Origin of the sequence: Limnospira fusiformis SAG 85.79, assembly GCF_012516315.1 — a bacterium.
GTDB lineage: Bacteria > Cyanobacteriota > Cyanobacteriia > Cyanobacteriales > Microcoleaceae > Limnospira > Limnospira fusiformis.
This window is the reverse complement of the sequence record NZ_CP051185.1, coordinates 3,191,176-3,205,937: the sequence shown is the minus strand read 5'-3', so window position 1 is coordinate 3,205,937 and position 14,762 is coordinate 3,191,176. Positions and strand designations below refer to the sequence as shown.

Annotated in this window: 13 protein-coding genes; 7 read left to right on the top strand and 6 right to left on the bottom strand. The window is 43.3% G+C overall.

Features of this window, described 5'->3' with window-relative positions; all coding sequences use genetic code 11:
- Nucleotides 1-44: 44 nt before the first annotated feature.
- Both HFV01_RS15045 and HFV01_RS15040 read left to right on the top strand, forming a co-directional pair.
- Nucleotides 45-3,299, top strand: a complete 3,255-nt coding sequence (locus HFV01_RS15045; RefSeq protein ID WP_006626009.1) for a COG1470 family protein — start codon at nt 45-47, stop codon at nt 3,297-3,299.
- A 32-nt stretch (nt 3,300-3,331) separates the two neighbouring features.
- Nucleotides 3,332-4,120 carry an aspartate/glutamate racemase family protein gene (locus HFV01_RS15040; RefSeq protein WP_187757903.1) on the top strand — a complete coding sequence of 263 codons (789 nt, stop codon included), beginning with the start codon at nt 3,332-3,334 and terminating at the stop codon, nt 4,118-4,120.
- Nucleotides 4,121-4,127: 7 nt separating this feature from the next.
- Here HFV01_RS15040 and HFV01_RS15035 read toward each other — a convergent pair whose 3' ends face one another.
- Nucleotides 4,128-5,459 carry a dicarboxylate/amino acid:cation symporter gene (locus HFV01_RS15035; RefSeq protein WP_006669020.1) on the bottom strand — a complete coding sequence of 444 codons (1,332 nt, stop codon included), beginning with the start codon at nt 5,457-5,459 and terminating at the stop codon, nt 4,128-4,130.
- Nucleotides 5,460-5,481: 22 nt separating this feature from the next.
- Nucleotides 5,482-6,687 carry a transporter substrate-binding domain-containing protein gene (locus tag HFV01_RS15030; RefSeq protein ID WP_193521248.1) on the bottom strand — a complete coding sequence of 402 codons (1,206 nt, stop codon included), beginning with the start codon at nt 6,685-6,687 and terminating at the stop codon, nt 5,482-5,484.
- 499 nt (nt 6,688-7,186) lie between these two features.
- On the opposite strand from HFV01_RS15030, the gene HFV01_RS15025 reads away from it, so the two are divergent.
- From HFV01_RS15025 to HFV01_RS15005, 5 genes are all read left to right on the top strand, one after another.
- Entirely contained in the window at nt 7,187-8,419 is a 1,233-nt protein-coding gene (locus HFV01_RS15025) for a family 10 glycosylhydrolase (RefSeq protein WP_006626005.1), read from the top strand.
- 550 nt (nt 8,420-8,969) lie between these two features.
- Complete coding sequence (locus HFV01_RS30785; protein ID WP_315664020.1) at nt 8,970-9,119, top strand: GAF domain-containing protein; 150 nt, start codon at nt 8,970-8,972, stop codon at nt 9,117-9,119.
- Between the two features lie 37 nt (nt 9,120-9,156).
- Nucleotides 9,157-9,486: a PAS domain-containing protein gene (locus tag HFV01_RS15015; protein ID WP_006626001.1), complete on the top strand. Its 330-nt coding sequence runs from the start codon at nt 9,157-9,159 to the stop codon at nt 9,484-9,486.
- On the top strand, nt 9,486-10,592 hold the full coding sequence (locus tag HFV01_RS15010) for a PAS domain-containing protein (RefSeq protein ID WP_318286288.1): 1,107 nt from the start codon (nt 9,486-9,488) through the stop codon (nt 10,590-10,592). Before HFV01_RS15015 ends, HFV01_RS15010 begins: the two co-directional genes overlap by 1 nt.
- Nucleotides 10,593-10,864: 272 nt before the next feature.
- Nucleotides 10,865-11,323 (top strand): diguanylate cyclase, encoded by a 459-nt coding sequence (locus tag HFV01_RS15005; protein WP_006625998.1) that lies wholly within the window; start codon nt 10,865-10,867, stop codon nt 11,321-11,323.
- A 52-nt stretch (nt 11,324-11,375) separates the two neighbouring features.
- Here HFV01_RS15005 and ureC read toward each other — a convergent pair whose 3' ends face one another.
- The 4 genes from ureC to HFV01_RS14985 form a co-directional block, all read right to left on the bottom strand.
- Nucleotides 11,376-13,094 carry an urease subunit alpha gene (ureC, locus tag HFV01_RS15000; RefSeq protein ID WP_006625997.1) on the bottom strand — a complete coding sequence of 573 codons (1,719 nt, stop codon included), beginning with the start codon at nt 13,092-13,094 and terminating at the stop codon, nt 11,376-11,378.
- Nucleotides 13,095-13,158: 64 nt separating this feature from the next.
- A complete protein-coding gene (locus tag HFV01_RS14995; RefSeq protein WP_006669016.1) occupies nt 13,159-13,521 on the bottom strand; it encodes an urease subunit beta in 363 nt (120 codons plus the stop codon).
- A 22-nt stretch (nt 13,522-13,543) separates the two neighbouring features.
- Entirely contained in the window at nt 13,544-13,846 is a 303-nt protein-coding gene (gene ureA / locus HFV01_RS14990; RefSeq protein WP_006619200.1) for an urease subunit gamma, read from the bottom strand.
- A gap of 27 nt (nt 13,847-13,873) precedes the next feature.
- Nucleotides 13,874-14,716: an urease accessory protein UreD gene (locus HFV01_RS14985; protein WP_006625995.1), complete on the bottom strand. Its 843-nt coding sequence runs from the start codon at nt 14,714-14,716 to the stop codon at nt 13,874-13,876.
- Nucleotides 14,717-14,762: the final 46 nt, after the last annotated feature.

Genomic DNA, 14,762 nt, shown 5'->3' with positions numbered 1-14,762 from the left:
GTAGAACAACTATTAATTATCTATTATTCTTGATTGACTGAGCCATGAGCAGTACAGAACTTTCATATAACGGCCGACAACAACCTAACCAAATCGTCGAGGGGGTTCTGGAACCCGACCTGCCGACTTTGGGAAAATCCCTAACCCTAATTGCCAACCCATCTGGGGATTTTGCTATATCCGCAGGGGAAACCTTCGAGCTGCATATCACCGTAGTTAATCAGGGTATTATCGGTGCGATTATTGACCTTTATATTGATCAAACCTCTGCATCAGTATGGGAATGGTGTCGCACGCCTCAACAACGATTAGCCCTAAGTCCTCAGCAAAGTGCCGAAGTAGTCTTTGAATGTCCTATTCCCCCCCAGGCGACTCCCGGAATTTATAGTTACTTGCTCGTTGTAGATGCACCATTACACTACCCAGAAGATACCCCCATCCACCACCAAGCTAATCTTCAGGTACTCCCACAATTAGCGTCAGCGGTGCAACTCGATGATCCCACTTTTAGCCTGATACCACACACCACATCAACTGAACCAGCGATCGCCATACCAGGACAGCCGTTAACCGTCAGTGTAATAGTCAATAACCGCACGCGGCGAGTGGATCGGTTTCGGTTGCACTGTACCGATGTCCCCCCCGAATGGGTAGAGATCGAATACCCAGAAGGCTTGAATGATTTGGGTTTAGTAGTCGTCACTGATAGTTTAGCCCTCAATCCTGGGGCGATCGGAGAGATTAAGTTAAAGTTAAACCTACCCGTGGACGTTCATGGGGGGCGATATGCCATCACCTTGTCACTGAACTCCGAAAATCTTCCTGATTTAGCCCTGTTGGATATCCTCCACCTTCACATTAAGCCTAACTATGATTTGGTGTGGGATCTACAGACCATCGTGGGTCGCATTCGCACCGGAAGCGGACAGTTTCAACTGCAAATCCAAAACCGGGGTAATACCGATCGCCAACTGCGGTTTAATCCCAGAGAAGAGGGAGAGGTAGAAAATTGTCTGTATACTCTGATGCCAGATGAGTTTCGGCTACTCCCAGAGGAGAGTGTGGAAATGTCTGTCGAGGTCATGCCAAAACACTGGTGGTACAGACCTTGGTGGGGACGGGGACGGCTATTTGAGTTTTATTTGGAACCCCAAGATTTGCACCGCTTACCCCTCCCTCAAGATCGTATCAATGGTACTCTAATTTGGGAGCCTCGCCCCTGGTGGCAGTTGTTGGTTGCCTGTTTGCTGGGACTCGGAGCGATCGCTGCCTTGATTTTCGCGATCTGGTCCGTTTTTTTTAAGCCTCCCACCCCCCCTCGGATTTTAGAGTTTAGATCCGAGTCCCTCAACTACGCCGCCGCTAATGACGATTTTATTTATTTGGGTTGGGTAATTGGACCGCCGACTCGGGAAATCCGTGCTATAGAAATTGTTGGCAAATCTCCTGATGGTAGTATTTCCAGTGCTGCCGTTACCTATGATTTTAGTCGGGGTATTCCCGATGAGTTGGCTTCTTTGTGTACCCTAGAACAGGTATTGCGATGCTACAACATTCGCACTGATGCTCGTCGTCCCGGAGAGTATATTTTTGAGTTAAGGTTGTTTCCTAAACAGGATATTGACAATATTCAATTAGCAAAGACCAGTTTAATTAGGATTGAACCTCTACCTATTCCCCAAATTACCAATTTCACAGCCAGATTAAGTAGTCAGCAGCGCCGAGAATTGCCACCAGAACAGGTTGATAATCCGCGCGCCAACAATAACAGCCTTCCTAACAGTGGTTTTTTCTCTGACCCCGAGCCAATGATCGCACAATTGAGTTTTCAGGTTCTCCATGGCGCGCAAGTCGAAACCTTAACATTGGTGGGTCGCTCTCCTGATGGCTTCGTTAATTTTCCCCAGAAAACCTATACTGTCAGTCCTGATGAATTTTCCGAAGATTTACTCGGTCCCTGTCAGGTTGATTGGGATGGGATTTTGACCTGTCGGGGGTTATCGCTACAATTGGAAAAACCCGACACTTATATTTTTGAATTACAGGTCATTTCTTCGGACTCCCCCGCAGAGGTAGCCGACAGTCGCAAAGCTGACCCCATTGTGTGGGAACCGCCACCACCGCCACGGATTACTACTTTTGCTTCCCGCAAAGCTACTTATCGCGTTGGTGAACAGCAACAAATTGAGTTTCAATGGGTGATTGATAATGCCGCACAACTTCAACAGTTGGAGTTACGGAGTTTATCCCCGGAAGGGTTGGTTAATTTCCCCAAGATTACATATCGCTTTGATGGACAAATTCCCCAGGCCTTACAAGATAAATGCCAAGTTACCGGGAAACAATTGGTTTGCGATAATATCGCGATCTCACTACCAGACCCAGGACGCTATAATTTTGAGTTGACAGCTATTCAGCGTTCCCGCCTGGCCGAAACAGAGCCATCTCGACAAATTCATGCGATCGCTATTCAACCACCATTAGCCCCAGAAATTACCAATTTTCAGGCAGAAACATCCAACTCTCAGACGGGGACAAATCCTATTCGTTTAAATTGGAACATCAAAAATCCTCAACATTTACTAGGTGTTCGGATCATCGGGCGCTCACCAGAGGGAATTGTCACAGTTCCCGAAGTTCTCTATCCTTTTAATGGTAGTATTCCCCCAGTTCTTCAGAATAACTGCCAGTTAAATGCTGAACAGCTTACCTGTCGTAATGTTCCCACTTCCGCCCAAGAACCCGGAGATTATATCTTTGAGTTAATACCTGTTAATCAGAGTAATTTAGCCGCCAATGCCACATCTGTTAAAAGCGATCGCATTCGTATCCGACCACGCCCCGTTGCTCCTCCTCAAATCAATAATTTTCAAATTAATGGTGAGGATGCTCCCCTAAAATATGTCGTTATTATAGACCCTGAAACTTCTCCATCACCTTTGAATTTATCATGGGAAGTTAGTGGTAGTGGCGACCTACAAACCGAGTTACTCCCGGTTCCAGGTGTGGTTCCTAACCGTGGAAATTTGACCTATCCCATTGCGCCTCAGTCCGGACAAGATACCCTGACTCTCAGAGTCACTAATACTGACGGGAAACAGGTTCAACGTTCCATTTTGATTGAAAGGGTGCTTCTTCCTCAACCAGAACCTGCACCTTTGATCAGCCCCGATTCAGACACCCCCGATTCAGACACCCCCGATTCAGACACCCCATCAGGTAGACAATTAACACCCTTTTCTCCTGAACTAGAATCTAATCCTTGGGATCTGATTGATAACCCACCGCCATTTAATTAAATGTCTTTATTCCTAATTATTACATGATTTCAATGAACAATCAACCTATCTTTCAACAACAAGCTATCCCCGGAATTATTGGCGGATTGGGTCCTTTAGCACATATAGAATTTGAACGGCTATTACTGGCTTTAAATTCCACTCGCGGTGCTTGTGGCGATCGCCAACACCCGATTTGGTTTTTAATTAATGCTACAGACCTTCCCGATCGCACCCAAAGTTTACTAGGAAATCAGCCAAGTTGTGTGCCTTGGTTGGTCAAATATGGTAAAATATTAGAAGTGGCTGGGGCAGATTTTTTGGTGATTACCTGTAACACTTCCCACGGATTTTATAATCTGGTACAGCCTCAGTTAAATATTCCCTGGATTCATATTATGCAGGAGACAGTTAGATTTATTAAACTCCATTATCCTGGACTTAATCGCGTGGGAATTTTGGCTACCGATGGCACTTTACAAGCCCATCTCTATCAGGATAGTTTAACGGCGGCGGGATTGACAGCGATCGCCCCGGCTTTAAACTCAGAATTACAGCAAGATATTATGAATGCTATTTACCATCCAATTTGGGGAATTAAAGCCACAGGAGTTCAAATTTTGCCACCCCCTATTCACATATTAAAAACCGCTATAAAATGGCTGGAAAGCCAAGGTGCAGAATTATTAATTGCTGGATGTACAGAGATTTCTGTAGCCTTAAAATTACTGGATAAAACTTCATTAATAGCAATAGATCCCTTGGAAATTATGGCGAATTTGACATTAGATTTAGCATTTGGCTATGAGAATATTCCCGAAATATCAAGTCCCCTTAAATAGTTATCAATTATTCGATAGTAGTATCTTGAGAAAGCGCTAAGGTTGTGGTTTTTTCAGTTGAAAGTGGGTGAGTATCAGCGATCGCTGCTGTCGCTGCTATTCCCGTGTGTACAATAGTTAAAGTTCGGAAAGGGTCAATAATAGGGTCGATCGCAATTAATAATACCAGTATAGCTTCTAGGGGTAATCCTAAAGGTTTTAAAATTAGATCCAACAGGGTCAGCGTTAAAATTCCTGTCGCCCCCGCCGTGGCCATTCCTGCTAAAATAGAAGCGATAATGATAATTACAAAACTCGACAGGTTAAATTCATAGTTATAGAGTTGCGCCACAAACACCGAAGTTGTCGCAAAATAGGCCACCGGACCAAATCGACACACCGTTATCGCTAGGGGAATGACTAAATTAACTGTTTGTTTATCGAAGTTTAAGTGTTCATCTAAAGCCGAAATAGCAGAAGGTAAACAGGTAAAACTACTACGAGTTGCTAAAGCTAAAATTGTCGGTTCTTTTAAGACCATCAAAACCTGACCAAAACCATAGCCAGACTTATGCCAAATTACCAGGGTACTGATAATGTATATAATTATAAAAGCTACAATGGCAATCACTACAAAATTTTGCATAGCTACCAAAATCCCAAAACCAGTAGTTGCCATTTGGGAAGCCAACAGGAAACACAAACCAAAAGGGAGGAATAAAATAATCCAATCAATTAACTTTTTGGATGTATTAAATAAGGTTTCTAAAATCTTAAATACATCCTCCTTGGCGGGTGATTGTGAATATCCCATAGCGATACCAAATACAATGGAAAAAAATAGTATTTCCAGAGAATTACCCTGGCTTAGAGATGCAAAAATATTCTCAGGAATTAAGTTAAACAAAAAAGATATCAGCAGTGATTCTTCCCTATTTTCGATAATTGGACCCGTCAAAGATAACTCAAAATCTAACTCAGAAGTATTCACAACTACCCCCAAAGCTGCGAGGGTAGAATCTTCTAAATTACCCCCAGGATTAGTTAAAAATGCGGCTGTTGCGCCGATGATACTAACCCCTAATAAACTCACCGAAAATACTATTAAAATCCGTTTCACATATTTATTGGCTTCATGACTAGAAATCAGCTTACCCACACTCATTGTTATGGCTGAAAATAACAACGGTAAAACGCACATTTTGAGGAGAATTAGATATAGTTCTCCCAACGGGGTTAACAACAAGGCAATATCTTTATGAACAATGCCAATATATAAACCCAGAAGGATAGAAGGAACAATCGACCAGGGATTTTTTAGGATTTTAATTAACTGCTTAGAGACGCTGTAAAAATTCATATTTTATCAATGGGTATTTTTGTTAATTTTGTGAGTTGAGTTGACGAGACTGAGAGGGGGACACTAACAAATCAGAATAATCTTCTAATAACTGACTAACTGTATATTGTTTTTCGTTCATTGTCAGATACAAATTCACAAACTTTAACAGGTGATTACTAGACCACGGTAAAGCGATCGCGATCGGATCTTGGGTATCTGTTAACGCGACAGTTTGAAAATTTAAAGCTACATTGGGGTAATTAATCAGAATCTTTTTAACCTCCAACTCATCCCGGTATGCTGCTAGTATATCTCCCATCATTGCACCTTTAATTAAATCGTCCCAATTGGAATATCTGATAATGGTAGCTTTGGGAAATTTGTCCATGGCAAATCTCTCATAAGAAGAGGCATTAATCACACCCATCCTTCCTTCAAAATCTCTCAAAAACTCAACTAAATCTCTATTTCTTAGCGCTTGAGTTAATTGCAGGCGATTTAATAAGAGACCATGGCGCATAGTTAAATAGGGATGAGAAAATGAAACAATTTTTGCCCTTTCTAAGGTTTGACTCAGTTTAGAAATCGCCATATCTGCCTCACCTTGAGAAACTAAATTTACCACTTCATTAAAGGTATTGGCACGACGATTAAAGGTAACTTTTACTCCTAAATTTCTGGCGATTCCTTTGGCGATCGCCACATCTAATCCGATTAATTCACCGTTGGCATCTTCCGCAAAAAAAGGCGGCGAATCTTCTTGATTTATCGCGACGATTAACTCTCCTCTATCTATGATTTTTTGCAAGTCTGGCGACATGGAGTTTAATGACTGGTTTGCCTGGGAAACTGCCGCAGAATTTGCTAGTAAAGATTCCCAGGTTTCTTGATTCACTAGACCAGTGCTTTCTAAGCCTAGACTGAGTTGAAAGTTAGAAATAGCTGCTCTGGTTTGTTCCCCATAAATGCCATCGATCGCCCCTAGATAATACCCCTTTTCTTGTAAGCGTTTTTGCAGTTCAATAATATCATAATCTGCCCCAGCTTCAGTCAAGTCTAAATCCCAACTATTACTATCAGGCGAAGTTTCAGCACTGCTTAATTGTGCCAGATTTACTAGAGATTCTGAAGATACAAAAATGGGCGCATCTTGAGTTTTTACTGAGGGGGGAAAAATCAAAATACTTGCCAAGCATATAGCTACTAATATCAGAACTTTGTATTGCCAGTTAGAGAGTATTTTCATATTAAAAATAATTGCTTTGCTGTTCCTTTCACATCAATTTAGGTTGACAGTTTTCGGAAGTTGTTTTTATCCCCCCCAAACCTTCAAGACTAAATTTTGAGTATTCAGCGATTCAGTTAGTATTCCTAGCTATAGGATTATGGTACTTTACGGTTGTTGCCAATCTTTTCCGGATTAAATCCGAAGTATACAGCCCTTTCAGTAATTATGCAATACGTCTTCACTCGTCTCTCTACCCGGGTGGGAGAGGGATTGAGGGTGAGGGGAATCTTTGAAGCGAACAACCTGTAGCAGCTTCTACAACGGTCTGTATGCAGGTATCCCTAATCCGTGGACACACTTGGACCCTACCATTATACATCATGCGATCGCCATTACCATCATTTTCAGCCAACCCACAGACCCTAAGTAATATAGCCAGTTGGCAGAAATCAGGTTTTTAGGTAATAATTAAAGTATCGCCGATATTCTCAAGTAGTTTCGCACTCATTAACAAATCATGTCTAATCAAAAACGAGAACCTGGAGGCTGTGGATGTGCCAGTATTCCCTTTTCAGTAATTCTGCTGTTTTTGGGCGGCGGTTATTGGCTATTTACACAGCGAGATAACTTGGAAATTAGTAGGTTTTTCAATCATGAGATTATCGCCGATATTCCATTTTTGAATACTTGGGCAACTTCCACTGATAAATCACCGCCTACTTTACCAAATATTCCAGAAATTCCTCAGACTACCAATCCTGAACCGAAACCACAATCCCAACCACAACCGGAAGCCCAACCGGAAACGCCACCCAAATCACCAACCATCAAGCCACCTTCCCCTATACCATCATCCCCACTCAATACCTGGGAAGGTAAACCCATTAGAGGCATTTATTTAAGTCGTTATCAAGCCACAAATAACGCTAGCGAAGAAACCATTAGGGCTAGGGTTCGCTACTATCGCGATCGCGGTATTAATACCATTATTCATGGGGTATGGGGTAACGCTTGTACCATGTATGAAAGTCAAGTAATGCAGGCAAAATTTGGTTATAGTAGCTGTCAAAATTTGTTTGAAGAAGAATGGATTGATTGGTTGATTGATGAAGCCCATAAACACGGCATGGAAGTTCATGCTTACTTTGAAAAAGGCATTAAAATAGATGAAAATAGTCACGCCTTTGATTGGGCAGTCCAGAGAGGTTGGATCGTCCCAGGAGTCGATCGCACTCACCCAGGAGTTGATCATTATGTCTTGAATGTGGGTATCCCAGAAGTTGCTCAATTTTTTACTGATATTGTGGTTGAATTTGTCCAAAAATACCCCACCATTGATGCTGTACAATGGGATGATTATTTGGGTTATCATGATGAGTTACCCGGTCAAATCGATCGCACTCCTAAATTAACTAATTTTGTCCGCAATATGATTGCACAAATGAAAGCCGCTAACCCCTCAGTTAGTTTTGATATCTGCCACCATAACCCCTATTGGGCAAAACAGTATTTTGCCGCAGACCTAGAAGCATGGGGGGTCGATCGCTTTTTTATCCAGGTTTATGCTGAAGAAAATTTTGATGATGAAATTGTCTATGTCGAAGCCTCTGATGGTATTTCCATTACCGAGAGACAATTGAATCGATTGCCCGAGTTGATTGATAATCCTAACATCCCTAATATTTTGCTATTTCCTCTCTCAGGAGAACCCGAAAGACTCGCCGACAAGGTGCATGAATTGACCATTTGAATAAACTTACAAATTAGGTTAATTATCATCATTTCCTCCTGTGGCTTCCCTGCTTCTATTCTACAGTTAAATTATCTCGGGTTGATTTTTTGGTCAATTTTTTTAAAAAATAGCCCGCCGAAATCGGCCAGAGGGGTTGACAGGCGGCGGCGATTAGTGATATCATATTTACATAATCTTAAATAATGGTCATTATTGCAAAAAAATAATTTAGTGCATATCTGTATTATATAATATGATAGCATCAGCCGCTAAAAAAAGCAAGTATCGCCACTGAGGGAGGAGGGATTTTAATTTTTGGAGGTAATCAGTTAAAATTATGACAAATATTAAAATTATTGCCATGATTGCCATTGTATAGACTTTTTTTCGATCAGGTCAGCCCTCAAGGCATTTGCTAATACAGATGAATAATCAACCCTTCAGAGATTTAAATAGTAAATGGGCCGACCAGGTAAGGAATGGTTGTCAGGAACTGCGCGACAGCGACGAAATCAGACAGACTTGGGATCATATCATCGCGACTATGGCCCTGCGGATTCGGTGATCGCTGAAACTCAAGGAAATTCTACAGACCACAGCGGATGAGGTGCAAAGATTACTAAAATGCGATCGCGTTTTATTGTACGAAATCGACTTGCATGGGAATGGTGGCATTGTGGTAGAGGCGGTAGAGGATGAGAGGTGGTCCTTAGAGTGAACCATGCACCTTGTAAGATGGGCCCTATCTTTGGTTAGTGGCGATCGGTTCCCTCGCCCTAGAAGCAGGTCAAATTGGGACTTGGGATTGGGATCTCAAAGATACGGTAAACTGGGATCAGCGGATGTATGAGATTTTTGGGTTGCAAGGTTGCCAGGGTAAAGTAGTCTATCAAGACTGGGCTAATCTCGTCCATCGAGATGATATTACCGAGGTTGAAAAGGCTATCAAAGCAGCCATAGCCCAAGATAATTTTTTTAATGTAGAATTTCGTATTGTTAGACCCGATGGAATCAAGCGTTGGTTGCGAGGGGCAGGCATAGTCCAGCGCGATAGTGACGGTACCCGGAGCGATGACGGGGATTAATTACGATATTACTGATCGCAAACAGGCGCTCATTAGCCCTCAAATACAGTGAAGCCAAATATCGCACCATTATTGAAACCACCCAGGAGGGAGTGTGGGTTTTAGATAAGACAGATCACACCAGCTTTGTCAATCAGCAAATGGCAAAAATGCTAGGCTATTCTGTCACGGATATGCTGGGAATGTCTTTCCTAGATTTGATCGACACAGAAGGATCTTCGATGGCTGAAATTTATCTAAACCAGCGTCATCAGGGTATAATGGGTCAACATCGCGCCCATCTGTGCCACCGTGATGGTAAAGTGGTCTGGGTTTTGGTTTCTGCTACACCTTTGTTTGATGATATGGGGCAATATGACGGCTGCATTAAACTGGTGACAGATATCACCCACATGGTGGAAATACAGGAGGCTTTACAAACTTCTGAGGCGCAGTTGGCTAGTGTATTAAATAGTTCCCTTGATGGGATTATGGCTTTTCGTTCTCTGCGGGATGAGACTGGGGAAATAGTGGATTTTATCTGGTTGTTGACTAATCCCACGGCTGGCAAATTGGTGGGGCGATCGCCTCAAAAATTAATCGGTAAACAATTATTAGAAGAAATGCCGGGAAATAAAACTGATGGTTTATTTGATGCATTAGTCCAAGTGGTGGAGTCCGGCGAACCTTTCCAGTATGAGTTTCATTATCAACATGATGGCATTGACTGTTGGTTTGAAAATGTGGCGGTTAAATTGGGGGATGGTTTTGCGGTCACTTTCCGGGACGTGACCCGAACTAAACAGTCAGAAAAGGCTCTCCAACAAGTTAATCAAGAGTTGGAACAAAGGTTAGATGATCTCAAGCAGCGTCACCAAGAGATGGTGATTTTGGGTGAAATTAACGAATTTTTGCAGGCTTGTAACAATGTCGATGAGGCTTATGAGGCGATCGCCCGCCCAGTCGCACCTTACTCTTCCCAGAGTGTTCGGGTGGTCTGTTTAGAACCTGTAGTTCCCGCAACCGGGTTGAAAATGTGGCTCGGTGGGGGTCTGATTTGCATTCAGCAGTTGATTTTGACCCTAAGCATTGTTGGGGACTGCGCCGGGGTCGTCCCTATGAAGTAGGAAATCAACGCTCAAGTCCTCGGTGTCAGCATATCCAAAACACTACAGAATTGGCGGTTACCCTTTGTATTCCCATGGTAGCTCAGGGGGAAACTTTGGGATGATTTTATCTAGCTACCAAAACCGCCACGGCTTGATCTGAACCAAAACAGCAATTAGCCCGCACTGTATCGGAACAGTTAAGTTTAGCGATCGCTAATTTAAACCTCCGAGAAACCCTCCAAAATCAGAGTATCCGAGATCCATTAACTGGATTATTTAACCGCCGCTATTTGGAAGAATCCTTTAATCAAGAGATTCTCCGCGCCCAACGTCAACAGCACCCCATTGGTGTGATCATGCTAGATATAGACCATTTTAAGCAGTTTAACGACACCTTTGGTCATGATGCAGGGGATTATGTCTTACAGGTGGTTGCTGAAGTATTGAAAAACAGTGTGCGCGGTTCAGATATTGCTTGTCGCTATGGCGGCGAGGAAATGACTCTAATTATGCCAGAATTGTCTTTACCCGCTATCTGCGATCGGGCTGAAGCTATCCGCACTGCTATTAGCCAACTCCATCTCAACCATAACGGTCAAAATTTAAACACCCTCACCGCCTCTATAGGAGTTGCTTGTTTTCCTCAACATGGAACTACCCCAATGGCTGTAATCAAGGCGGCTGATGGGGCTTTATATCGCGCTAAGGCTAACGGACGTAACTGTGCGATCGTTGCCACCTTATCTTAATTTATTCTACCTGCTTCTGGGAGAGTTTGTCAACCTTGCCTAAAGGGTGAAGTTAGAATAAGAAATAGCGCTGCGCCATGGGTAAAACTGTGGCGGGTTCACAGGTTAGTAGTTCCCCGTCTGCCGTGACTTCGTAGGTTTCTGGATCTACTTCGATCTGGGGTAAACTATCGTTTAATTTCATGTCTAATTTGCTCAAATGGCGGGTATTAGATACGGGAACTGTTGCTTTTTTTAAACCCAGTTTTTGCATAGTTTTACCCTCTAAAGAAGCCTGGGAAACAAAGGTTAAGGATGTGGCAGATATCGCGCCTCCAAAACTAGCAAACATCGGACGCATATAAATGGGTTGGGGTGTGGGAATACTGGCGTTGGGGTCTCCCATTTGTGACCAGGCGATCGCCCCCCCTTTAATCACGATTTCCGGTTTAACTCCAAAAAATGCCGGTTTCCATAGACATAAATCTGCTAATTTACCCTCTTCAACCGAACCGACATAATCATTAATTCCATGGGCAATAGCAGGATTAATGGTATACTTAGCAATGTAGCGTTTAGCCCGGAAATTATCATGGGTTTCTGCCGCATTTTCTGGGGATGGTAATAACCCCCTTTGTACCTTCATTTTATGGGCGGTTTGCCAAGTGCGGATAATGGTTTCTCCTACCCTTCCCATAGCTTGGGAGTCCGAGGCTATCATACTAAATGCGCCTAGGTCGTGAAGGATATCTTCGGCGGCGATCGTTTCCCGACGTATGCGGGACTCGGCAAAGGCGACATCTTCGGGAATATGGCGATCGAGATGGTGACAAACCATCAACATATCTAAATGTTCTTCTAGGGTATTTGCAGTATAAGGACGGGTGGGGTTCGTCGAGGAAGGCAGGACATTTTTATAACTACAAACTTTGATGATATCTGGCGCATGACCACCCCCCGCGCCTTCCGTGTGGTAGGTGTGAATTACCCGGTCTTTAAACGCGGCTATGGTATTCTCTACAAAGCCCGCCTCATTCAGGGTATCTGTGTGAATAGCTACTTGAATATCATATTTATCCGCAACTGTTAAACAAACATCGATCGCCGCTGGTGTAGTTCCCCAATCTTCATGAAGTTTTAAACCCATTGCGCCCGCCATTACCTGTTCAACTAAGCCCTGGGGTTGGGCGCTGTTTCCCTTCCCTAAAAATCCTAAATTCATCGGGAAGGCTTCCGCCGCCTGTAGCATTCTATGAATATTCCATGGTCCGGGAGTACAGGTGGTGGCATTAGTTCCGGTGGCGGGTCCAGTCCCACCCCCTAACATGGTGGTAATTCCAGAGGCGATCGCTGTTTCAATTTGCTGGGGACAAATAAAGTGAATATGGCTATCAATTCCGCCAGCAGTTAGGATTTTACCTTCTCCAGCAATCGCCTCTGTAGACGGACCAATAATAATATCAACGTTGTCTTGAATATAGGGATTTCCCGCTTTACCAATTTTGCAGATTTTACCGTCTTTAATACCCACATCAGCTTTAATAATTCCCCACCAGTCTAAAATTAGGGCGTTAGTAATTACCACATCAACCGCGCCATCTTCCCTGGAAATGGGAGATTGTCCCATACCATCCCTAATTACTTTACCACCCCCAAATTTGACCTCATCTCCGTAGGTAGTTAAGTCTCTTTCAACTTCTATAAATAGTTCTGTATCGGCTAATCGAATGCGATCGCCTACCGTCGGTCCGAAGGTTTCCGCGTAGGCTTGTCTATCCATGCGATAACTCATTTTTAGCTCCTAATTAATCACAATATAGCTATTTTCAAGCTGGCGGCGGGTTAACTCACCAGATTTACTTAGGCTTTTTTTTAGACTTATCTTTTTTGCGTTTTTCCCGCTTAACTTCGGGTGATAATGTGCCATTAATTAACCCATTAAAACCGTAAATTTCACGACTTCCGGCTACAGTCACTAATTCGACTTCCCGGTTATCTCCGGGTTCAAATCTGATGGCTGTACCAGCGGGGATATTTAACCGCATTCCCCTAGCCGTTTCTCGGGCAAATTCTAAGGCGGGATTAACTTCGTAAAAGTGGAAATGAGAACCGACTTGGATGGGGCGATCGCCTGTATTAGCTACATGAATTTTCACAGTTTCGCGACCCGAATTAAGTTCGATTTCTCCTGGTTTAACGATTATTTCTCCGGGAATCATAGTTAATTAAATAGTGATTGTTTTATTGGATGGGATTATGAACTGTTACCAATTTCGTACCATCGGGAAACGTCGCTTCTACCTGTACCTCGTCCACCATTTCCGCTACCCCTTCCATCACATCATCTTTAGTTAATAGAGTCGTTCCATAACTCATTAAATCCGCCACAGTTCGACCATCTCGCGCCCCTTCTAAAATGGCAGCAGATAGGTAGGCGACAGCTTCGGGATAGTTTAATTTAACTCCCCTGGCTTTACGTCTTTCCGCTACTAAGGCGGCAGTAAAAATTAGTAGTTTATCTTTTTCTTGGGGTGATAGTTGCATTCACAACTCCTTAAATGAGTCCAGTTATTAAACATTCCAAACTCGCGGTTTGGTGATGTTTTTTCCTGATAAATTGGGGCGTAATAACTGCCAAATTTCAGTAAACCAGGCGATCGCTTCTTGGCTAGACGGACCACGATAACGACACAATAACCCTGATAACAGTTGAGTCGCCCCGGCTTCCCCTTCCCTTTGGTGTTCACCCCACAGCATTCTAACATGGTTTAGGGTCTCTTTGGAAACAGGTTCACCTACCCAGGTGAGGGTAGCAACCACAGGCCATCCTCCTAAGCCGTGGGGACTCTCTAAAATGGTTTCACCCCCAGGAAGCCATTGTCTATCTATCCATAGGGGTTTCTCATTTTGCCATATTTCCGTGTGCGATCGCCACTCTCCCTCCATAAATTTTTCCCCCCTGGCTGAACGACCAAACCGGGTAATTTCCCATCCTAACCAGGTCGCTTCTGGGGCTAATTCTACCCGTAAATCTTGACGATAAATAGCACCATTAAAAATGATGGTTTCTCGGGGCAGATATTCTAAATAAGCGCCTTTTTCTAGTTTAATCTTAACATTTTGGCTGGCAGTTTTTCCCGTGCTACGATAAACTCTACTCGCCGCCGCCGTAGTTAATAAAACTTTCGTATCCGCTTGTAAATGCAGGTTCTGCGATAGGCGATCGCCCCCCACCATTCCCCCCGCTGTATGTAATGCTACACTCTGGCAAATTTCCTCCCCTGGCGGATAAAAAGGGCGTTGGATTTTATAGGGCGCGATCGTATACTTATTAACTACTTGGGTAATCCCATTATTTTGGGAATATTTCAGGTTAAGAATACCATGCCATTCCGACCGGTTAAAGTCACTCATTAATTGATAATTGATAGAGGAGTTATATCAAAGTCCCCCCACTGGG

Coding starts and splice junctions, on each gene's coding strand:
- HFV01_RS15045 (WP_006626009.1), top strand. CDS start 45: ATGAGCAGTACAGAACTTTCATATAACGGCCGACAACAACCTAACCAA.
- HFV01_RS15040 (WP_187757903.1), top strand. CDS start 3,332: ATGAACAATCAACCTATCTTTCAACAACAAGCTATCCCCGGAATTATT.
- HFV01_RS15035 (WP_006669020.1), bottom strand. CDS start 5,459: ATGAATTTTTACAGCGTCTCTAAGCAGTTAATTAAAATCCTAAAAAAT.
- HFV01_RS15030 (WP_193521248.1), bottom strand. CDS start 6,687: ATGAAAATACTCTCTAACTGGCAATACAAAGTTCTGATATTAGTAGCT.
- HFV01_RS15025 (WP_006626005.1), top strand. CDS start 7,187: ATGTCTAATCAAAAACGAGAACCTGGAGGCTGTGGATGTGCCAGTATT.
- ureC (WP_006625997.1), bottom strand. CDS start 13,094: ATGAGTTATCGCATGGATAGACAAGCCTACGCGGAAACCTTCGGACCG.
- HFV01_RS14995 (WP_006669016.1), bottom strand. CDS start 13,521: ATGATTCCCGGAGAAATAATCGTTAAACCAGGAGAAATCGAACTTAAT.
- ureA (WP_006619200.1), bottom strand. CDS start 13,846: ATGCAACTATCACCCCAAGAAAAAGATAAACTACTAATTTTTACTGCC.
- HFV01_RS14985 (WP_006625995.1), bottom strand. CDS start 14,716: ATGAGTGACTTTAACCGGTCGGAATGGCATGGTATTCTTAACCTGAAA.